The sequence below is a fragment of the Phytobacter sp. MRY16-398 genome (genome assembly GCF_003925915.1).
In the GTDB taxonomy this organism is placed as follows: domain Bacteria; phylum Pseudomonadota; class Gammaproteobacteria; order Enterobacterales; family Enterobacteriaceae; genus Phytobacter; species Phytobacter diazotrophicus.
This window is the reverse complement of sequence record NZ_AP018756.1, coordinates 1,524,199-1,544,534: the sequence shown is the minus strand read 5'-3', so window position 1 is coordinate 1,544,534 and position 20,336 is coordinate 1,524,199. Positions and strand designations below refer to the sequence as shown.

Sequence of the window (20,336 nt, the reverse complement as noted above, 5' to 3'; positions counted from 1 at the left end):
AATTTCAGGAGTGTTTATGAAACTTTTTCGTGTCCTTGACCCTTTTACATTGACGCTGGTGTGTACCGTTCTGCTGGCCACTTTCTTCCCGGCCCGCGGCGGTTTTGTTCCCTTCTTTGAAGGGCTGACCACCGCAGCCATTGCGTTACTGTTCTTTATGCATGGCGCGAAACTGTCTCGAGAAGCGATTATTGCCGGGGGTAGCCACTGGCGACTGCATCTGTGGGTGATGTGCAGCACATTCATTTTATTTCCCGTTTTAGGGGTACTGTTTGTCTGGTGGTCACCCGTCAATGTGAGCCAGGAGCTCTACACCGGTTTCCTCTATCTGTGTATTCTGCCGGCGACCGTACAATCGGCTATTGCCTTTACCTCACTTGCCGGAGGAAATGTCGCGGCTGCCGTCTGTTCCGCTTCCGCCTCCAGCCTGTTAGGCATCTTCCTCTCCCCGCTGCTGGTTGGCCTGCTAATGAATCTGCATGGCGCTGACGGGAGCCTGGAACAGGTTGGCAAAATTATGCTGCAACTGTTGTTGCCCTTTGTCCTGGGTCATCTGTCACGCCGGTGGACGGGTGCATGGGTGGCACGTAATAAGAAGTGGATTTCGAAAACCGATCAGACATCCATTCTGCTGGTCGTCTATTCCGCGTTTAGCGAAGCCGTTGTTAATGGGATCTGGCACAAGGTAGGCGTAGGTTCACTGCTGTTTATCGTGGTATTCAGCATGGTTCTGTTGGCGATTGTTATCGCGATTAATATCTTCGCGGCCCGTAAACTCGGGTTTAATAAAGCGGATGAAATCACCATCGTATTCTGCGGCTCCAAGAAAAGTCTGGCCAACGGTATTCCGATGGCCAACATTCTGTTCCCGACATCAGTGATAGGTATGATGGTGCTGCCTCTGATGATTTTCCATCAAATCCAGCTAATGGTCTGTGCGGTACTGGCACGTCGCTACAAACGCCAGACAGAAAAACTGCAGGCACAGGAAACGGCGAAAGCCTAACGGCGTTTCAGGGGCTGCACCAGATGGGCCAGCCCCTCCGTTTTAATCAGCAAAGCCAGTTGCATAAGTTCGCCCAGATGCCCTGCAGGAAACGAATCCTTACGGGCAAACCACAGCAGGTACTCCTCAGGTAAATCAATCAGCTTCCGCCCCTGATACTTCCCGAATGGCATCTCAGTGTTCGCAATCTCAATAAGCTGTTCTTTTTCCATTTACGCACCCAGCAGCCGTAGCATTTCCGCTTCATCAATCACCGCAATGCCCAACTCCTGTGCTTTCGCAAGCTTGGAACCCGCGGCCTCGCCGGCGATAACCAGATCCGTCTTTTTCGACACACTGCCTGCCACTTTCGCGCCAAGCTCAACCAGGCGGGCTTTGGCATCATCGCGCGACATCTGGCTCAGGCTACCGGTCAGCACTACGGTTTTACCGGCAAACGGGCTGTCTATCTCTTCGGCGTTAATAACGACCGGCGCAGGCCAGCGCACGCCCTCTGCCAGCAATTGGCCAATCACATCGCGGTTACTCTCTTCGGCAAAAAAGTTAAAGACATGCGCCGCGACCACTTTGCCTACATCAGGTACTTTTTGCAGTTCCTCAATGGAAGCCGCTTCCAGCGCCTCCAGAGTACCGAAGTACGCCGCAAGCCCCGCCGCTGTGGCTTCGCCTACTTCGCGGATACCCAGCGCGTACAGGAAACGGGCAAATGTGGTCTCTTTTGCACTTTCTAATGCATTGACTACGTTTTGTGCCGATTTCGGTCCCATACGATCCAGACCCGTCAGCTTACCTGCCGTCAGACGGAACAGATCGGCAGGCGTATGGACATACTCTTTTTCCACCAGTTGGTCGATAATTTTATCGCCCATCCCGTCAACATCCATTGCCCGGCGGGAGACAAAATGTTTCAGCGCTTCTTTGCGCTGTGCGCCGCAAATCAACCCCCCGGTACAGCGAGTAACCGCTTCGCCTTCCACGCGCTCTACATCCGAACCACATACCGGGCAGTGGGCTGGAAATACGACTTCCCGGGTCCCATCAGGACGCTCAGACTCCACCACATTGACCACCTGGGGAATTACATCGCCCGCACGACGAATCACGACTTTATCGCCAATGCGCAGACCAAGGCGGGCGATTTCATCCGCATTATGCAACGTGGCATTACTCACCAGCACACCTGCGACATGTACCGGCTCCAGCCGCGCAACGGGGGTAATAGCCCCCGTACGCCCCACCTGAAATTCGACGTCACGAACAAACGTCATCTGCTCCTGGGCAGGGAATTTGAAAGCCACCGCCCAACGCGGCGCGCGAGCAACGAAACCAAGCTGTTCCTGGAGCGCCAGGGAATTGACCTTAATGACCACGCCATCGATATCAAAGCCCAGCGTCGGGCGGTCCTCTTCTACCTTGTGATAAAAAGCCAGCACCGCCTCCGGCGAGTCGCACAGCGTCACCCTGTCGCTGACCGGTAAACCCCACTCTTTAAAGCGCAACAAGCGTCCGAGGTGGGTATCGGGCAGTTCACCGCCTTCAAGCACGCCCACGCCATAACAGAAGAAAGTAAGTGGTCGCTTCGCCGTAATACGTGGGTCAAGCTGACGCAGAGAGCCAGCTGCCGCATTACGTGGGTTAGCAAACACTTTGCCTCCGGTGCGACGCGCTTCTTCGTTAATTTTTTCAAACCCGGCCTGGGGCAGGAAAACTTCACCACGCACTTCCAGACGCGCCGGAATATTGTCGCCATGCAGTTTCAACGGAATAGCGCGGATCGTGCGTACGTTGGTGGTAATGTCCTCACCGGTCGTCCCATCGCCACGGGTTGCGGCACGCACCAGCACGCCGTTTTCATAGAGGATGCTGACAGCCAGGCCATCAAGTTTCAGCTCGCAGCAGTAAATGAGCGCATCGGTACTTTTCAATCGATCCTGAACGCGTTTATTGAAGGCAAGAAAGCTCTGCTCATCGAAGACGTTATCAAGCGACAGCATCGGGATTTCATGGCGTACCTGGCTAAATGAGGCCAGCGGCGCGGCACCCACACGCTGTGTGGGTGAATCCGGCGTGATGAGATCAGGATGCTGCGCCTCAAGCTCGCGGAGTTCACGCAGCAGCCTGTCATATTCCGCATCCGGGATCTCAGGCGTATCCATGACATGATAAAGATATTCGTGATGGCGAAGAGTGGTTCGTAGTTCAGTGAGCTTTTGTTCGATTGATTCCATGTCGCACCATCAATGATAAAAAACCCCCGACGGGCGGGGGTTCTGGGGAAATAACGAAGCAACCGTGGCCGTTACGCGTTTGCGTCCCTGACTTCACGGATTCTGTCCTGATACTCACGCAGCTTCTGCGGAGTCATCATACGACGCTGATCATCAAGCACCACGCCGCCAACTTCATCAGCAATGTACTGCGCGGCTTGCAGCATCAGTTTAAAGTTTTGCAGCTCGTCACCGTAAGATGGCACCTGCATAAACATAGTGATACCAGGCGTGGTGAGTTCGCTCATCCGCTCCGGATCAAATGTTCCTGGGTTAACCATATTGGCCAGGCTGAACAGCGTAGGACCGCTACCGTCCGGGCTGAGATGGCGATGGAAAATGCTCATATCGCCAAACTTGAAACCAACCTGCTGAATACTGTTGAGCAATAGCTCACCCTGTAGCGCGCTGCCCTGATGCGCCGCGACGTTCATAATAATGACCGTCTCTTTACGCTGCGGTTTTTCCGCAACCGGGGCTTCTTCAATATGCTCAGGTTCAGGCTCAGGCTGCGCGACAGGTTCATGATGCGACGGCTGTGCCGCCGTAAACGCAGGTTGCTGTGGCTGTGCAGGTGCCACAGGCTGAGCAAATTCGCGCTCACGCGGCTCCTGAACGGGCTGCTGCGGCTCCACCTGCGGCGCACGCTGTGCCGGCTGAGCAGACGGCTGCGCCTGACGCTCTTCATGGCGGGCAGGGGCAGCAGTTGCGCGAGGCTGCGCCGACGCGTACGGAGGTTGATACTGATGCTGTGGCTGTTGACGCGGAGCCTCAGGTTCACTTCCCGCTTTTGGCGGCGCGTTTACCCGATGAACGCGGACTTCGCCCACGCTGTCGTCATCTTCTTCGACATCCTCGTCGTAGGCGTCATCGTCGTCACGTCGCGACTTCATACGTTTTAACGGTCGATCGCGGAACATTGAGGAACGTTCTTTACGACTGGTCCAGAAACCGTGAACCAGTAAAGCGATTATGGCGATCGCGCCAACAATGATTAATATCAGACGCAAATCCTGCATCATTATATTCTCTGTTGTTCTAACACCTTGCCAACACGGCAAACATTTACTCACTAAGAGTATTTGCCGATTACGTCAAGTGCAAGTGTACACATGCCTTTCACAGCATAAAGATGAACGAAATTGTGCTTTTTGCTGTTTTTTCGAACATTTCCGAACGGGTTTTTTCACCTGCGAACAGATAATATAGGTTTTTGCTTTTCTGGCTGTAATAAAAGGAGTATTGCCCGGCTATGGTTTCATCTTCCCCAACCTCATCACGCAGCGGCGTTTTCTATTTTTCTCAAGGCTGGAAGCTCATCACGCTGCCGGGCATTCGCCGTTTCGTCATTTTGCCGCTTCTCGTCAATATCATATTGATGGGGGGCGCTTTTGCATGGCTATTTACCCGCCTCGACAACTGGATCCCCGCGCTTATGAGCCATGTTCCTGGCTGGTTACAGTGGCTCAGCTATTTGCTCTGGCCAATTGCGGTTGTTTCAATCCTGCTGGTGTTCAGCTATTTCTTCTCCACTATCGCCAACTGGATTGCCGCACCGTTCAATGGCCTGCTCGCCGAACAGCTTGAGGCCCGCTTAACCGGTGCGACGCCGCCCGATGCCGGCGTATCCGCCATCATTAAAGATATCCCGCGTATTATGAAGCGCGAATGGCAGAAGCTTGCCTGGTATCTGCCACGCGCGCTCGTTTTATTACTGCTCTATTTCATTCCGGGTATCGGTCAAACCGTCGCGCCTGTGCTGTGGTTTTTGTTCAGCGCCTGGATGCTGGCCATCCAGTACTGTGATTACCCGTTTGATAATCACAAAGTGCCGTTCAAAGAGATGCGCGTCGCCTTGCGGACACGTAAGGTAACGAACATGCAATTTGGCGCGCTTACCAGCCTGTTCACCCTGATTCCGGTATTGAATCTGGTCGTGATGCCAGTTGCAGTCTGCGGTGCAACCGCAATGTGGGTCGACTGTTTTCGTGAAAAGAACGCCGCCTGGCGCTAAAGGAATTATTCCGGTTCTTATTCCATACTGGTTACCATTATTTCGGCTCAGCATATAGATATGCGAATTCCTTACTTCCCCAGGGACAGTAAGTGGGTATGCTGGGGTGGTTCCCAAATTTCATACAGTTAAGGACAGGCCATGAGTAAGATTTTTGAAGATAACTCGCTGACTATCGGTCACACGCCGCTGGTTCGACTGAACCGCATCGGTAATGGACGCATCCTGGCAAAGGTAGAATCCCGTAACCCGAGCTTCAGCGTTAAATGCCGTATCGGTGCCAATATGATTTGGGATGCCGAAAAACGCGGCGTGCTGAAACCGGGCATTGAACTGGTTGAACCGACCAGTGGCAACACCGGTATCGCACTGGCATATGTTGCCGCAGCTCGCGGTTACAAACTGACCCTGACAATGCCTGAAACCATGAGCATCGAACGCCGTAAGCTGCTCAAAGCGCTGGGCGCGAATCTGGTGCTGACCGAAGGCGCGAAAGGCATGAAAGGCGCGATTCAGAAAGCGGAAGAAATTGTCGCCAGCGATCCCTCTAAATATCTCCTGCTGCAGCAGTTCAGCAATCCGGCTAACCCGGAAATTCATGAAAAAACCACGGGCCCGGAAATCTGGGAAGATACCGACGGTCAGGTGGACGTATTTATCTCTGGCGTGGGCACCGGCGGTACGCTGACCGGCGTGTCTCGCTATATTAAAGGCACAAAAGGCAAATCAGACCTGATCACCGTAGCAGTTGAGCCGACCGATTCCCCGGTTATCTCCCAGGCGCTGGCAGGCGAAGAGCTGAAACCAGGCCCGCACAAAATCCAGGGGATTGGCGCTGGTTTCATTCCGGGCAACCTTGATTTAAAACTGATCGACAAAGTGGTAAAAATTACCAATGAAGAAGCGATCAGTACTGCACGCCGTCTGATGGAAGAAGAAGGTATTCTTGCGGGCATCTCTTCCGGTGCTGCCGTCGCCGCTGCACTGAAACTGCAGGAAGATGAAACCTTTACTAACAAGAATATTGTGGTTATCCTGCCGTCCTCTGGTGAGCGTTATTTGAGCACCGCGTTGTTTGCCGATCTGTTTACTGAAAAAGAACTGCAACAGTGATGCCAGATTGTTAAAAGAGCGCAAAAAAGCACCTGAGAAGGTGCTTTTTTGTGGAGCACATCAAAGTTTCACCCCTCCTGGCATTGATTAGACTCCTCGGGTCTGGTATTTAACCATCACATTTATTTTGATGCGCGAAATTAATCGGTTTCTGATTTCACGAAGCTGAATCGATTTTATGATTTGGTTCAATTCTCGCTTTCGCTGCATAATGTTTAATGACGTGCGAAACGTCAAAGGCCAGAAGCGCCAGCACCGGATCGTGTTTTCCACGCTTCTGAGTCGTATACCGTAACGCCGGCGCTAACGATACAGGCTAAAGTCCAGCCGCCAGGCTAGACTTTAGTTCCACAACACTAAACCTATAAGTTGGGGAAATACAATGTTCCAGCAAGAAGTTACCATTACCGCTCCGAACGGTCTGCACACCCGCCCTGCTGCTCAGTTTGTTAAAGAAGCGAAAGGCTTCACTTCTGAGATCACTGTGACTTCCAACGGCAAAAGCGCCAGCGCAAAAAGCCTGTTCAAACTGCAAACTCTGGGCCTGACTCAGGGTACTGTCGTGACGTTGACCGCAGAAGGCGAAGACGAACAAAAAGCAGTTGAACATCTGGTTAAACTGATGGCAGAACTCGAGTAATTTCCCGGGTTCTTTTAAAGATCAGTCACAAGTAAGGTAGGGTTATGATTTCAGGCATTTTAGCATCCCCGGGTATCGCTTTTGGCAAAGCACTTCTGCTGAAAGAAGACGAAATCGTCATTGACCGGAAAAAAATTTCTGCCGATAAGGTTGACCAGGAAGTTGAGCGTTTCCTGAGCGGTCGTGCCAAGGCATCAGCGCAGCTTGAAGCGATCAAAACGAAAGCTGGCGAAACTTTCGGTGAAGAAAAAGAAGCTATCTTCGAAGGCCACATTATGTTGCTCGAAGATGAGGAGCTGGAGCAGGAAATCATAGCCCTGATTAAAGATAAGCACATGACTGCCGACGCGGCGGCTCATGAAGTTATCGAAGGTCAGGCGACTGCCCTTGAAGAGCTGGACGATGAATACCTGAAAGAACGTGCGGCTGACGTACGTGATATCGGTAAGCGTCTGCTGCGCAATATTCTTTGCATGCCTATCATCGACCTGAGCGCTATTCAGGACGAAGTGATTCTGGTTGCCGCTGACCTGACCCCGTCAGAAACCGCACAGTTGAACCTGAACAAGGTCCTCGGTTTCATTACTGACATGGGTGGCCGTACTTCCCACACCTCCATCATGGCGCGTTCTCTGGAACTGCCTGCGATTGTGGGTACCGGCAGCGTCACCTCTCAGGTAAAAAATGACGACTATCTGATTCTCGATGCGGTTAACAACAAAGTATACGTTAACCCGACCGAACAAGAAGTTGAGACGCTGCGTAACACGCAGGCTCAGGTAGCCGAAGAGAAAGCCGAACTGGCTAAACTGAAAGACCTGCCAGCCATCACGCTGGACGGCCACCAGGTCGAAGTCTGTGCCAACATCGGTACCGTGCGCGACGTCGCAGGCGCTGAGCGTAACGGCGCGGAAGGTGTAGGTCTCTACCGTACCGAATTCCTGTTCATGGACCGCGAGTCCCTGCCGACTGAAGAAGAACAGTTTGCAGCATACAAAGCGGTTGCCGAAGCCTGTGGTTCTCAGGCCGTTATCGTACGTACCATGGACATTGGCGGCGACAAAGAGCTGCCATATATGAATTTCCCGAAAGAAGAAAACCCGTTCCTGGGCTGGCGTGCAGTGCGTATCGCCATGGATCGCAAAGAGATCCTGCGCGACCAGGTACGTGCGATTCTACGTGCTTCCGCTTTCGGTAAACTGCGCATCATGTTCCCAATGATCATCTCTGTTGAAGAAGTGCGTGCACTGAAAAAAGAGATCGAAATCTACAAACAGGAACTGCGTGACGAAGGTAAAGCTTTTGACGAGACAATTGAAGTTGGCGTGATGGTCGAAACCCCTGCTGCCGCCACTATTGCTCGTCATTTAGCCAAAGAGGTTGATTTCTTTAGTATCGGTACCAATGATTTAACGCAGTACACTCTGGCAGTTGACCGTGGTAATGATATGATTTCACATCTTTACCAGCCGATGTCGCCGTCTGTACTGACTCTCATCAAGCAAGTTATTGATGCATCTCATGCAGAAGGTAAGTGGACCGGTATGTGTGGTGAGCTTGCAGGCGACGAACGTGCTACACTTCTGTTGCTGGGGATGGGTCTGGATGAATTCAGTATGAGTGCCATTTCTATCCCGCGCATTAAGAAGATTATTCGCAATACTAACTTCGAAGATGCGAAGGTTTTAGCAGAGCAGGCTCTTGCCCAACCGACAACGGACGAGTTAATGACGCTGGTTAACAAGTTCATTGAAGAAAAAACAATCTGCTAATCCACGAGATGCGGCCCAAATTACTGCTTAGGAGAAGATCATGGGTTTGTTCGATAAACTGAAATCTCTGGTTTCTGATGATAAAAAAGACACTGGAACCATTGAGATTGTTGCTCCGCTTTCCGGCGAAATCGTCAACATTGAAGATGTTCCGGATGTTGTATTCGCTGAGAAAATCGTTGGTGATGGCATTGCTATCAAACCAACTGGCAACAAAATGGTAGCGCCTGTTGACGGTACTATCGGCAAAATCTTTGAAACCAACCATGCCTTCTCTATCGAATCCGATAGCGGCATTGAGCTGTTCGTTCACTTCGGTATCGACACCGTTGAACTGAAAGGCGAAGGTTTCAAACGTATCGCAGAAGAAGGTCAGCGCGTGAAAGTCGGCGACCCGGTTATTGAATTCGATCTGCCGCTGCTGGAAGAGAAAGCCAAGTCTACCCTGACTCCGGTTGTTATCTCCAACATGGACGAAATCAAAGAACTGATTAAACTGACCGGTAGCGTTACCGTTGGTGAAACCCCGGTTATTCGTATTAAGAAGTAATTCTTGATGCATATAAAAATGGCACCCTTGCGGTGCCATTTTTGTTTGTTACGCCGGAAGAATCAGCTCGTCGTAGCCTTTCTCCAGCGTATAGCGCATAACGTCAGTCACGCGCGCCCCCGCCCCATTTACCGCCTCGGCCAACGGTTTCCCCTGGACAATATTACTGACCAGCTCAGAGCAGAACAGATCCCCGGTTCCTTTTAAATCCGCCGCAATACGCGGGTGAGAACTTATTTCAACGCTCTCCTTCGTCACCAGAACCACATGAATGCAGTTATCATCAGAAGGGACTGGCGCGCTGGTAATGGCAACCCACTGCAAGGTGTCAGAGAGCAGCCCTTTCGCTGCCTCCACCGCACTTTGCATATCGCGGCAGTGTTTACCGCTCAGAATTTCGAGCTCGAAAACATTGGGTGTAATCCCCTGCGCCAGCGGCAACAAATGTTGGCAATAGGCTTCGGGAATCTCAGGCTTCACGTACATACCACTGTCGATATCGCCGATGACAGGGTCGACGAGCACCGGCAAATGTGGGTGTTTCTCTTTTAGCGTTTTTAACCACTGCGCCAGAAGCGCAATCTGGCTGGCGCTGCCCATATAACCTGTTGTTACCGCTTTCAGTTCGCGCAAGATATCGCGCTCTTCCAACGCCTGCAAATAGCCGCTGAACCACTCGTCAGGAATGATGCCGCCATAAAAGGTATCGTAATGGGGAGTATTACTGAAAAGCACCGTAGGCACTGCCGTCACGCTCAGACGATGCTGACGGATGTTCGGTACCGCGATACTGTTGCCTACGCTGCCATAGACAACTTGCGACTGTACAGCAACGATATCGGTCTGCTGCGCACGGGTTTTGTCCCTGAATAAGATCATTTCCATACTTAGATCCCTGCTCCCTGTGAATAGCTTTCTTCGCCAAATACGCCCGTTGAGAGATAACGATCGCCACGATCACAAATGATAGCAACAACGACCGCTCCCGGATTTGCTTTCGCAATGCGCAGTGCGCCAGCAACCGCGCCGCCCGAACTCACGCCACAAAAAATACCTTCCTGTACCGCCAGCGCGCGCATGGTATTCTCCGCATCACGCTGATGAATATCCAGCACCTCATCCACCAGCGAAGCATTGAAAATGCCCGGCATATACTCCGCAGGCCAGCGACGAATACCCGGAATGCTGCTCCCCTCTTCCGGCTGTAAGCCAACAATGGAGACCGCTTTTTCTTGCTCGCGAAGGAAACGTGATACGCCGGTGATTGTCCCGGTCGTCCCCATGCTGGAGACAAAATGGGTGATTCGCCCCGCCGTTTGTTGCCAGATTTCTGGCCCGGTGGTCGTGTAATGTGCGTAGGGGTTATCGGGATTATTAAATTGATCCAGCAGCTTGCCTTCGCCGCACTGAGCCATGGATAGCGCAAGGTCACGCGCGCCTTCCATACCCTGCTCTTTGGTGACCAGAATCAGTTCTGCGCCATAGGCGCGCATCGCGGCGCGACGCTCCTGACTCATGTTATCCGGCATCAGCAGCTTCATGCGGTAGCCTTTGAGCGCAGCAATCATTGCCAGAGCAATACCGGTGTTGCCACTGGTCGCTTCGATCAGGACATCGCCCGGTTTGATTTCGCCGCGCTTTTCCGCCTGAACAATCATCGATAACGCGGCTCTGTCTTTGACCGAACCCGCCGGATTGTTCCCTTCCAGTTTGACCCAGATCTCACTACCGTTATCGGGTCCAAGACGTTGCAATCTGACCAGCGGCGTGTTGCCGATGGTTTGCTCTAATGTATTGTTCACTCACCCTGTCCAATAAAAAAGCCCGGTCGCGCATTCGCTTACCGGGCCTACGGGCAAGTGCGTTCTGATGCACTCACCTCAACCCTCTTCCTGTGGGAGAGGGTGCAAATACTATAAACAGCCCGAGGGTTGCTTTGCATTTACCGTGTAGGCCGGGTAAGCGCAGCGCCACCCGGCAACAATTTCTGATGCAATAACCTATCAGGCAGATTCTGCGAGAGCAAGCTCCTCGCGGTTTTCAATCCGCTCATTACCTGCGTAGAGGCGTGCCTTCTGTAAACCGACAAACAGGCGATCGCCGCGCTCTGGCGCGTCATTCCCGGTCAGTACCACGCTCAAGGGCTCGTTATGCCAGCCCAGCGGCTGTACCACCAGTTGGGTGTAATGACCTTTAGGGGTAGCTTCGAGAACCTGTACCGGCAGTGGTGAATCAAGGCTGGTGCGACGGCTGATGTCGACTTCCCACGGACGCAGGAACAGATCGACCTCACCCTGCTGCGCTGGTGTATAACCCAGCGGCCAGCGGTGCGCCCCCACATGGAACTGCCCGCCGCTGATGGTGCCTTTCAGACGGTTAACTTCACCCATAAATTCCAGCACGAAGCGGGTAGCAGGCTCGCGCCACACCTGATTAGGCGCATCGGCCTGTTCGATATTCCCCTGGCTCATCACCACCACGCGATCCGCGACTTCCATCGCTTCTTCCTGATCGTGAGTCACAAAGACGCTGGTAAATTTAAGCTCTTCGTGGAGCTGACGCAGCCAGCGACGCAGTTCTTTACGCACCTGCGCATCCAGCGCGCCGAAAGGCTCATCAAGCAGCAGAATCTGTGGCTCTACCGCCAGTGCACGCGCTAACGCGACGCGCTGTTTCTGCCCGCCGGAAAGCTGGGCCGGAAAACGATCCGCCAGATGGGCCAACTGGACCATTTCCAGCAGGCGGGTAACTTTCGCTTTAATGGTTGCGGAATCCGGGCGCTCGCGCTTCGGCAGTACGGTCAGACCGAACGCGATATTGTCGAACACGGTCATATGGCGGAAGAGTGCGTAATGCTGGAACACAAACCCCACTTTGCGCTCGCGCGCGTGAATGCGGCTGACATCGGTACCGTGAAAACGAATACGCCCGCTGGTCTGGTGCTCCAGACCCGCAATAATGCGCAGCAGCGTGGTTTTCCCGGAACCCGATGGCCCCAGCAGCGCGACCATTTGACCCGAAGGGATATCCAGCGAGATATCATTCAGCACCTGGGTGCGACCAAACGACTTCTTAATATTGGCAATCTCAATGCTCATGATTTCCCTCCTGCTGCGCGCGTTTTTCTTGATTGTTTAAACGCCATTGCAGCGCACTCTTTAAAAACAACGTCAAAATAGCCATCAATGTCAGCAGGGCGGCTGCGGTAAATGACCCCACCGCATTGTAATCCTGCTCGAGTAATTCAATTTGCAGCGGCAGCGTGAGCGTCTCGCCACGGATCGAACCTGACACCACCGATACCGCGCCAAACTCACCGATAGCGCGCGCATTGGTCAGCACCACGCCATAGAGCAGCGCCCAGCGGATGTTTGGCAACGTTACACGCTTAAACATCTGCCAGCCTGACGCGCCTAGCAGAACCGCGGCCTCATCTTCCTGGCTGCCCTGACTCAGCATGACAGGCACCAGTTCGCGCACCACAAACGGACAGGTGACGAAGATAGTCACCAGGACCATGCCCGGCCAGGCAAACATGATTTGCAGGTTATGAGCTTCAAGCCACGGCCCCAGCGGACCATTGGAGCCATAAAAGAGCAGATACACAAGACCTGCCACCACCGGTGAAACCGCGAACGGAATATCGAGCAGCGTAAGCAGCAACTGGCGCCCGGGAAAATCAAAGCGCGTCACCAGCCAGGCCAGTAATGTACCGAACACCAGGTTCACCGGAACCGAAATTAACGCAACCAGTACCGTGAGCCAGATGGCGTGCAGCATGTCTGGATCGGCGAGATTCTGTAATACCGGGAGCAGCCCTTTGCTAAAGGCATGCACAAAAATGTAGACCATCGGCACCACGAGAATGAAGGCAGAGACTACCATCCCGGTGCCAATCAGAAACCATTTCCCCCAGTTGATGCGGGGGCTGTCATAGCGTTTCAATTCAGTAACTTCCGCCATTAGTGACCTACCACACGTCGACCAAAACGACTTTGCAGCGTATTGATGGAAAACAGCAACAGCAGCGAGGCCGCCAGAATCACAGACGCAATCGCACTGGCCGCCGGGTAATCAAACTCCTGCAGGCGCACAAAAATCATCAGCGAGGTCACTTCGGTTTTCCACGCAATGTTCCCGGCGATAAAAATCACCGCGCCAAATTCACCAAGGCTACGGGTAAAAGAGAGCGCCACGCCCGCTAACAGCGCAGGGGAAAGCTCCGGCAACACAACCTTGCTAAAACTCTGCCAACGGGTTGCCCCGAGCGTTTCAGCCGCCTCTTCGTACTCCGGACCCAGCTCTTCCAGAACGGGCTGGACGGTACGCACCACAAAAGGGATGCTGGTGAAAGACATCGCCACCGCGATACCGAGCCAGGTATAGGTCACTTTGATATCGAACTTCGCTAGCCACTCGCCGTAAAAGCCATTGACTGAAAACAGCGAAGCCAGCGTCAGGCCCGCAACGGCCGTGGGCAACGCGAACGGTAAGTCCATCAGCGCATCCAGCAGCGTGCGTCCCGGAAAGCGGTAACGGGTCAAGATCCATGCCATCAGCAGGCCAAACACGCCGTTAAAAAGCGATGCCACGAATGCCGACAGGAGCGTCACTTTGTAGGCGGCCACCACCTGCGGATTAGAGACGACCTCCCAGTACTGCGACCAGCTCATTTGCGCCAGTTGCATCACCAGCGCGCTTAAGGGCAACAGCAAAATCAGACAGACGAACAGCAGGCTGGTCCCGAGACTTAAGGTAAAACCGGGCAGCACACGTCTGGAGGAGACTGCAAACATTACTTACGCCCCGCCGCCAACAGTTTGTCTAACTCACCGCCGCTGGCGAAATGTGTTTTCATCACATCAGGCCAACTGCCAAATTTGTCTTCCACGCGGAATAGCTCAGTCTGCGGGAATTTATCTTTCAGTTTGTCCATCACCTGCGGGTTATTCACGCGGTAGTAGAAGTCCGTGATAATAGTCTGTGCCTGCGGGCTGTAAAGATAGTTAAGGTAGGCTTTCGCGGCCTTCTCAGTACCATTCGCTTCGACGTTTTTGTCGACCCACGCCACCGGGAATTCCGCCAGAATGTTGGTCTTCGGAATCACAACCTCAAAGCCCTGATCTTCATATTGCTTACGAATGTTGTTTACTTCCGATTCAAAGCTTATCAGCACATCACCCAGGCCACGTTCGGCAAAGGTGGTGGTCGCGCCACGGCCGCCGGTGTCAAACACTTCGACGTTTTTCAGAAACTGGGTCATGAACTGTTCAGTTTTGGCTTTATCGCCGCCGTCCGCCTTGTCCGCCGCGCCCCAGGCGCCTAAATAGGTATAGCGGGCGTTACCGGACGTTTTCGGGTTCGGGAAAATCAGCTTCACATCCGGACGCACCAGATCGCTCCAGTCGTGGATGTTTTTCGGGTTGCCCTTGCGCACCAGGAAACCCATGGTGGAGTAAAACGGTGAGCTATTGTTCGGCAAACGGCTCTGCCAGTCCGCCGGGATCAGGTTGCCTTTGTCATGCAGGATCTGCACGTCAGTTACCTGATTGTAGGTGACGACGTCGGCTTTCAGGCCCTGTAAAATGGCCAGCGCCTGCTTAGAGGAACCCGCGTGAGACTGTTTAATCGTCAGCGTGTCGCCCGCGTTATCCTTCGCCCATTGCTGCTCAAACGGGGTATTCAGGGCGGCAAACAGCTCGCGAGAGACATCATAGGAACTGTTTAACAACTCCGTTGCCTGTGCCTGGGAGACCAGTAAGGTCATCGCTGCCAGCGTCAGATATCCTTTTTTCAGTAAGTTAACGGCCATTGCGCACCCTTATAAGATGATGACGATACAAGCATCAGTTTATTTATAACGCGTATGAAACCAGTAACGGTTTTATATACCGTTTGGTGCTTTGGAAGTTGAAAAGGGAATAAGCAATGCGGGGTAAATTGCCCTCCCCCCACGCTACCCGCATTCCGGTGAGCAACAGAGGGAGGGTGAAGAAATTACAGCGACAGCAAACGTTCTACAGAAGGGGCGAAGTAGTAGCCGCCGGTTACCGGTTTGGTGAAGCGCAACATCGCATCACGTTTACCGTCAGCGTCGCCAAACATACTCAGTAATTGCTGCTCAATGTTATATAAGCGCGCGCAGTAGGCACAGAAATAGAGGCCATGCGTTCCGCTGGCAGTGCCGTATGGCAGGCTCTGACGTACAATTTTCAAACCCTTGCCGTCTTCTTTTAAATCGACGCGGGTCAGATGCGAAGTAACCGGACGATCATCACCATCAATCTCTTCGTTCGCCTCTTTGGTGCGGCCAATCATCATCTCCTGATCGCCCACGCTCATGCGATTAAGCTGTTTGAGGTTGTGTTCCCAGCGCTGTACCAGCACATAGCTGCCGCCTGCATCCACACCGTCTTTGATGACGGCGACATCGCGACGAATTGCATCGCCGGCCGGGTTTTCAGTCCCATCAACGAAGCCACTCAGATCGCGGTCTTCAACCCAGCGGAAACCGTGAGTCTCTTCTTTCACGTCAAGGGTGTCGCCAAACGCGGCCAGCGCCGCCTGCGCGACGGAGAAATTGACGTCGTGACGCACAGAGAGGATATGGATAAGCACGTCGAACTGTGTGGCAGGCGCCAGACCTTTACCCAGCGGTGTAAAATTCTTCAGCTCTTGCGCGCCTTCGCCGCCGCTCAGCTCACGCCAGATATCATGCCCAAAGGCAACAACTGCGCCGAGAGCCGCATCGGGGAATTTCGCCTGCAGGGTCGCCAGTTTGTCGATAAACACCCGGCAGCCTTCACGCAGGGCGTTTTTGTCACCCACTACATTCGCTTCAATCCAAATCGCCGCACGGCAATGTTCTGGCAATATGCCGCTCTGAACCTGAGACATCATTCCTCCTGAAAAAAAGATGCCACGCAACCGTGGCATTGATGGGCGTATTGTACCCGTTTTTTGTTCAGGACGCGGCGCGTAGGATCAAATTAGCGGCGCCAGATAATTTTGTGCAATGTCCAGGCCTTGAGCGCATCGTCAGACGGCATTAACCCTTCTGGCCCATTCCAGTTGCCGGTGAACACATAGCTAATATGCGCACTGCCCGGTGCCTTACACTCAACGCCTTTGGCATCGTCACCCGTTGCAGCAACACAGTTACCAAAAGCTTTATCGTAAAGCCCACTAAACGCGGTGCCGGTTTTAACCCCATTAGCCGTTTCAATGCTGCTGTCGAGGACATCCACCTGGCTTACGGTCCCGTTCTCGCCGTTCACCACCAGCGCCACTTTGTCATCTTTCAATGCTTCAAAGTAACGGACGATTTTGCCTTTCTCGGTTTTCATCCCGCTGCGCAAGTGATAATTGCCGTTCAGCGCATCGTTGATCGCTTTTTCATCAAGCGCAGTAGTCGCTGCGATCCCCCCGACGCCCTGTTCACTCACCTCGATGGATGAGCCAAACCAGTTCCAGGGCAAGGCTGCAGACCAGTTGACCGAAGAGAGCGTTGAACAACCGGACAGTGCCAGTGCCAGCGCGCAGACGCTTATACGCAGGGATTTCATCTTTACATCCTTTCTTGTTAACTTGACGGCTATTGGAGTGCCGGAACAGTAAAAAGTGCCCGTTAATGATGATCCGGGTGAAAACAGGCCTGACAGCGCGGATTACTCAGCAGCCACACCAGCGCTATGATATCAGCCACGACAAGCCCCAGCCCCACGCCAGTGATAGCCTCTCCGTACAACCATAGCAGCGGCTGCCAGAGTAATAACGTGGCCTGCGCGAGAATCAGCAACAGACGCATCAGACGCCAGAGACGCGGCAAGAGGTGCCTGCGGCCACTCAGTAAAAACGAGAAAACGGCCGGGACACCGGGCAACAGGCCCAGCCAGAAAGTATCATGATCGGGATAAAACAAGGTCAACAGCGCATCGCCCTGCCCCCGCGACGCTGCCGCAATCACAAATAAAACCCAGGTTCGCGCCTGTAATAACAATACACACCAGAATAAAAACGGCAGCCGCAAACGGCCATGGCTGTCAAAATCAGCAGGCGTTAACTCAATATTCTTCATCTTCTATCAGGCGCTTACCTAAACTTAGCGAGTCTGAATGCTCATAGCCCAGGCGTTCATACATTCCCAAAACCACGTCATTGTCTTCACGTACCATGATGTTGATTTTGGGACAGCCGCGAGCAATCAGCTTTTTCTCCAGGCGGCTTAATAACGCGTTGGCAATACCACGACCACGAAATTCCGGATGAACCCCCAGGTAGTAGGCTGAACCACGGTGTCCGTCATAGCCCCCCATCACGGTGCCGACGACTTCACCGTTGACCTCGGCGACCAGGAACAGGCTGACGTCGTGATTAATCTTACGTTCGATGTCCATTTCCGGATCGTTCCACGGGCGCAGCAGTTCGCAGCGCTCCCACAGGGTGATCACTTCTTCGAAGTCTTCCTGGCGAAAAACACGTATTTCCATGGTGTTACCTGCCCTTTTTTACGGTCAAAGAGAGATTATCGCGCGACCAGCCGCCGTAGCCAATATGCGGCGAAATCGCAGCAGGAAAATGGCATAATGTCACTCTGTCACGTATTGAAATGAAAAGTAAAACATTTCTTAGTAAGGACTGTCGTAACGGCAAACCCAATACGATATAACTCCAGGGACTACGGATAAAAAGAACAGGCTGTATGAGCACTTTCAAACCCTTAAAAATATTCACCTCGCGTCGTCAGGTTCTGAAAGCCGGCCTTGCCGCTTTAACGCTCTCAGGCATGTCGCGGGCCATCGCAAAAGACGATTCAACCCTTAAAACCAGCAATGGGCATAGCCAGCCGAAAGCAAAGAAAGCCGGTTCACGGCGTATCGTGATGCTGGATCCAGGCCACGGCGGCATTGATACCGGCGCAATAGGCGGCAACGGTTCGAAAGAGAAACATGTTGTGCTGGCGATTGCCAAAATTGTCCGCACCATTCTGCGTAACCGGGGCATTGACGCGCGCTTAACGCGCACCGGCGATACCTTTATCCCGCTTTATGACCGCGTGGAGATTGCCCATCAGCACGGAGCCGATCTGTTTATGTCCATTCATGCTGACGGTTTTACCAATCCCAGCGCGGCAGGGGCATCGGTCTTTGCGTTGTCCAACCGTGGGGCCAGTAGCGCCATGGCGAAGTACCTCTCCGATCGCGAGAACGCCGCCGATGATCTCGCGGGTAAGAAAGCGAAAGATAAAGATCATTTGCTACAGCAGGTGCTGTTTGATCTCGTTCAGACCGATACCATCAAAAATAGCCTGACGCTCGGCTCACATATTCTGCGCCAGATTAAACCGGTGCACCGCCTGCACAGCCGGAATACGGAACAAGCGGCGTTCGTGGTGCTGAAATCGCCGTCAATCCCTTCGGTACTGGTGGAAACGTCGTTTATCACCAACCCGCAGGAAGAGAAGCTGCTTGGCACCACCGCATTTCGCCAAAAGATAGCCAACGCGATTGCTGACGGTATTATCAGTTACTTTAACTGGTTCGATAATCACAAGGCCCATTCGAAGAAACGCTGATGACCATACCGGATACCCATGATGTAAAATCCTTTCTGCTGTCACTGCAGGACGACATTTGCCAACAGCTTTCCGCGCTGGATGGCACCGCTTTCGTTGAAGATAACTGGCAGCGCGATGCCGGCGGCGGCGGTCGCAGCCGGGTCTTGCGTGATGGCGCGATTTTCGAGCAGGCGGGGGTTAACTTTTCTCATGTCACCGGCAGCGCTATGCCCGCTTCGGCAACAGCGCATCGCCCTGAGCTGGCCGGGCGCAGTTTCGAAGCCATGGGGGTTTCACTGGTGGTGCATCCGCGCAACCCGTATGTGCCAACCAGCCATGCCAATGTGCGCTTTTTTATTGCTGAAAAACCCGGCGCCGACCCGGTCTGGTGGTTTGGCGGCGGCTTTGATATGACGCCATTCTACGGTTTCGAGGAAGATGCCATTCACTGGCACCAGACGGCGCATGACCTGTGCCAGCCGTTCGGGGAAGAGATCTATCCGCGCTATAAAAAGTGGTGCGATGACTATTTCTATCTTAAGCACCGTAACGAGCAGCGCGGGATTGGCGGACTGTTTTTCGACGATTTGAACACACCTGATTTTGACACCTGCTTCGCTTTTATGCAGGCCGTGGGCAAAGGTTATACCGATGCCTTTCTGCCAATTGTCGAGCGGCGTAAGGGGATGCCATGGGGCGAGCGTGAGCGTGAGTTTCAGCTCTATCGTCGCGGACGTTACGTGGAGTTTAATCTGGTGTGGGATCGCGGCACGCTGTTTGGCCTGCAAACTGGCGGGCGTACAGAGTCGATTTTAATGTCGATGCCGCCACTGGTGCGTTGGGAATACAACTACCAGCCAGAAGAAGGCAGCCCGGAAGCTGCCTTAAGTGCGTTTATAAAACCTCGGGACTGGATTACCGCGTAGATACTGTGAACGTCTTCAACCTTTTTAGCCACGGCTGATTCGTTTTCCCGCATGACAACCACAGCGACATCTATGTGCCCCCCCTGGCGCAGAGCGTGCAGCGAGGGGGTTGAGTCCCCGCTGAAATCGGTGAGACGAAGACCCGATGACAAGGGCAGGCCGCCAGGGATGGCGGACTGAGGTTTGTCGAGACAGGACAAAATCGTCCGGAACGATTTTGAACAACGCAACGCGTTGGCCCGAAGGGCGAGCCCCAGGGATGGGGCGAGTAACTCGAGTCAAACCGACCGCAGGCAGCGGGGCGGGAGGCGAACGCAGTGCGAAGCACCGATTTCTTTGCGGGGCCGCGGGGATTGTAAAGGGGAACGCGGTGTTCCCCTTTACCCGTTCACGTGTCCGGAGGTGACATTTCGCCATGAACATAAGGTGAACGGAACCCTCCTCCAGAGCCGCATATTCCCCTCACCCCAACCCTCTCCCCGGGGGCTGAGA

At 53.4% G+C, this 20,336-nt stretch carries 21 protein-coding genes; 8 read left to right on the top strand and 13 right to left on the bottom strand.

What is annotated here, in order from left to right; all coding sequences use genetic code 11:
- Positions 1-16 precede the first annotated feature (16 nt).
- A complete protein-coding gene (locus MRY16398_RS07505) occupies positions 17-1,006 on the top strand; it encodes a bile acid:sodium symporter family protein (protein WP_039079744.1) in 990 nt (329 codons plus the stop codon).
- Here MRY16398_RS07505 and MRY16398_RS07500 read toward each other — a convergent pair.
- From MRY16398_RS07500 to zipA, 3 genes are all read right to left on the bottom strand, one after another.
- A complete protein-coding gene (locus MRY16398_RS07500; protein ID WP_039079743.1) occupies positions 1,003-1,218 on the bottom strand; it encodes a DUF3820 family protein in 216 nt (71 codons plus the stop codon). The genes MRY16398_RS07505 and MRY16398_RS07500 overlap by 4 nt on opposite strands.
- A complete protein-coding gene (ligA, locus tag MRY16398_RS07495; RefSeq protein WP_125124103.1) occupies positions 1,219-3,234 on the bottom strand; it encodes an NAD-dependent DNA ligase LigA in 2,016 nt (671 codons plus the stop codon).
- A gap of 71 nt (positions 3,235-3,305) precedes the next feature.
- The gene (zipA, locus tag MRY16398_RS07490) at positions 3,306-4,295 is read right to left on the bottom strand and encodes a cell division protein ZipA (protein WP_197718603.1); all 990 of its coding nucleotides are present in this window, start codon (positions 4,293-4,295) and stop codon (positions 3,306-3,308) included.
- A 230-nt stretch (positions 4,296-4,525) separates the two neighbouring features.
- On the opposite strand from zipA, the gene cysZ reads away from it, so the two are divergent.
- From cysZ to crr, 5 genes are all read left to right on the top strand, one after another.
- A complete protein-coding gene (cysZ, locus tag MRY16398_RS07485) occupies positions 4,526-5,287 on the top strand; it encodes a sulfate transporter CysZ (RefSeq protein ID WP_125124101.1) in 762 nt (253 codons plus the stop codon).
- 141 nt (positions 5,288-5,428) lie between these two features.
- A complete protein-coding gene (gene cysK / locus MRY16398_RS07480) occupies positions 5,429-6,400 on the top strand; it encodes a cysteine synthase A (protein ID WP_039079739.1) in 972 nt (323 codons plus the stop codon).
- 382 nt (positions 6,401-6,782) lie between these two features.
- Positions 6,783-7,040 carry a phosphocarrier protein Hpr gene (gene ptsH, locus MRY16398_RS07470; protein WP_039079738.1) on the top strand — a complete coding sequence of 86 codons (258 nt, stop codon included), beginning with the start codon at positions 6,783-6,785 and terminating at the stop codon, positions 7,038-7,040.
- 44 nt (positions 7,041-7,084) lie between these two features.
- The gene (gene ptsI / locus MRY16398_RS07465) at positions 7,085-8,812 is read left to right on the top strand and encodes a phosphoenolpyruvate-protein phosphotransferase PtsI (RefSeq protein ID WP_039079737.1); all 1,728 of its coding nucleotides are present in this window, start codon (positions 7,085-7,087) and stop codon (positions 8,810-8,812) included.
- A 40-nt stretch (positions 8,813-8,852) separates the two neighbouring features.
- Positions 8,853-9,362: a PTS glucose transporter subunit IIA gene (crr, locus tag MRY16398_RS07460; RefSeq protein ID WP_039079736.1), complete on the top strand. Its 510-nt coding sequence runs from the start codon at positions 8,853-8,855 to the stop codon at positions 9,360-9,362.
- 48 nt (positions 9,363-9,410) lie between these two features.
- Here crr and pdxK read toward each other — a convergent pair whose 3' ends face one another.
- From pdxK to MRY16398_RS07410, 10 genes are all read right to left on the bottom strand, one after another.
- Positions 9,411-10,247, bottom strand: coding sequence for a pyridoxine/pyridoxal/pyridoxamine kinase (pdxK, locus tag MRY16398_RS07455; protein ID WP_039079735.1), 837 nt, complete (start codon positions 10,245-10,247; stop codon positions 9,411-9,413).
- A gap of 2 nt (positions 10,248-10,249) precedes the next feature.
- Positions 10,250-11,164: a cysteine synthase CysM gene (gene cysM, locus MRY16398_RS07450; RefSeq protein ID WP_125124100.1), complete on the bottom strand. Its 915-nt coding sequence runs from the start codon at positions 11,162-11,164 to the stop codon at positions 10,250-10,252.
- A gap of 201 nt (positions 11,165-11,365) precedes the next feature.
- The gene (gene cysA / locus MRY16398_RS07445) at positions 11,366-12,460 is read right to left on the bottom strand and encodes a sulfate/thiosulfate ABC transporter ATP-binding protein CysA (protein WP_071193716.1); all 1,095 of its coding nucleotides are present in this window, start codon (positions 12,458-12,460) and stop codon (positions 11,366-11,368) included.
- Positions 12,450-13,325, bottom strand: a complete 876-nt coding sequence (gene cysW, locus MRY16398_RS07440) for a sulfate/thiosulfate ABC transporter permease CysW (protein WP_039079732.1) — start codon at positions 13,323-13,325, stop codon at positions 12,450-12,452. The genes cysA and cysW overlap by 11 nt, the downstream gene beginning before the upstream one ends.
- A complete protein-coding gene (gene cysT / locus MRY16398_RS07435; RefSeq protein WP_039079731.1) occupies positions 13,325-14,158 on the bottom strand; it encodes a sulfate/thiosulfate ABC transporter permease CysT in 834 nt (277 codons plus the stop codon). The genes cysW and cysT overlap by 1 nt, the downstream gene beginning before the upstream one ends.
- Positions 14,158-15,174, bottom strand: a complete 1,017-nt coding sequence (locus MRY16398_RS07430) for a sulfate ABC transporter substrate-binding protein (protein WP_039079730.1) — start codon at positions 15,172-15,174, stop codon at positions 14,158-14,160. The genes cysT and MRY16398_RS07430 overlap by 1 nt, the downstream gene beginning before the upstream one ends.
- A gap of 185 nt (positions 15,175-15,359) precedes the next feature.
- A complete protein-coding gene (locus MRY16398_RS07425) occupies positions 15,360-16,259 on the bottom strand; it encodes a Dyp-type peroxidase (protein WP_108700858.1) in 900 nt (299 codons plus the stop codon).
- Between the two features lie 92 nt (positions 16,260-16,351).
- Positions 16,352-16,927 (bottom strand): RpoE-regulated lipoprotein, encoded by a 576-nt coding sequence (locus MRY16398_RS07420; RefSeq protein WP_039079728.1) that lies wholly within the window; start codon positions 16,925-16,927, stop codon positions 16,352-16,354.
- Between the two features lie 62 nt (positions 16,928-16,989).
- Entirely contained in the window at positions 16,990-17,439 is a 450-nt protein-coding gene (locus tag MRY16398_RS07415; RefSeq protein WP_125124099.1) for a DUF2919 domain-containing protein, read from the bottom strand.
- The gene (locus MRY16398_RS07410; protein WP_039079726.1) at positions 17,426-17,851 is read right to left on the bottom strand and encodes a GNAT family acetyltransferase; all 426 of its coding nucleotides are present in this window, start codon (positions 17,849-17,851) and stop codon (positions 17,426-17,428) included. Before MRY16398_RS07410 ends, MRY16398_RS07415 begins: the two co-directional genes overlap by 14 nt.
- A gap of 212 nt (positions 17,852-18,063) precedes the next feature.
- Between MRY16398_RS07410 and amiA the strand changes: the two genes are divergently transcribed.
- Together amiA and hemF are read left to right on the top strand one after the other, a co-directional pair.
- Complete coding sequence (gene amiA / locus MRY16398_RS07400) at positions 18,064-18,936, top strand: N-acetylmuramoyl-L-alanine amidase AmiA (protein ID WP_071193720.1); 873 nt, start codon at positions 18,064-18,066, stop codon at positions 18,934-18,936.
- Positions 18,936-19,844, top strand: a complete 909-nt coding sequence (hemF, locus tag MRY16398_RS07395; protein ID WP_125124098.1) for an oxygen-dependent coproporphyrinogen oxidase — start codon at positions 18,936-18,938, stop codon at positions 19,842-19,844. Before amiA ends, hemF begins: the two co-directional genes overlap by 1 nt.
- Positions 19,845-20,336 lie beyond the last annotated feature (492 nt).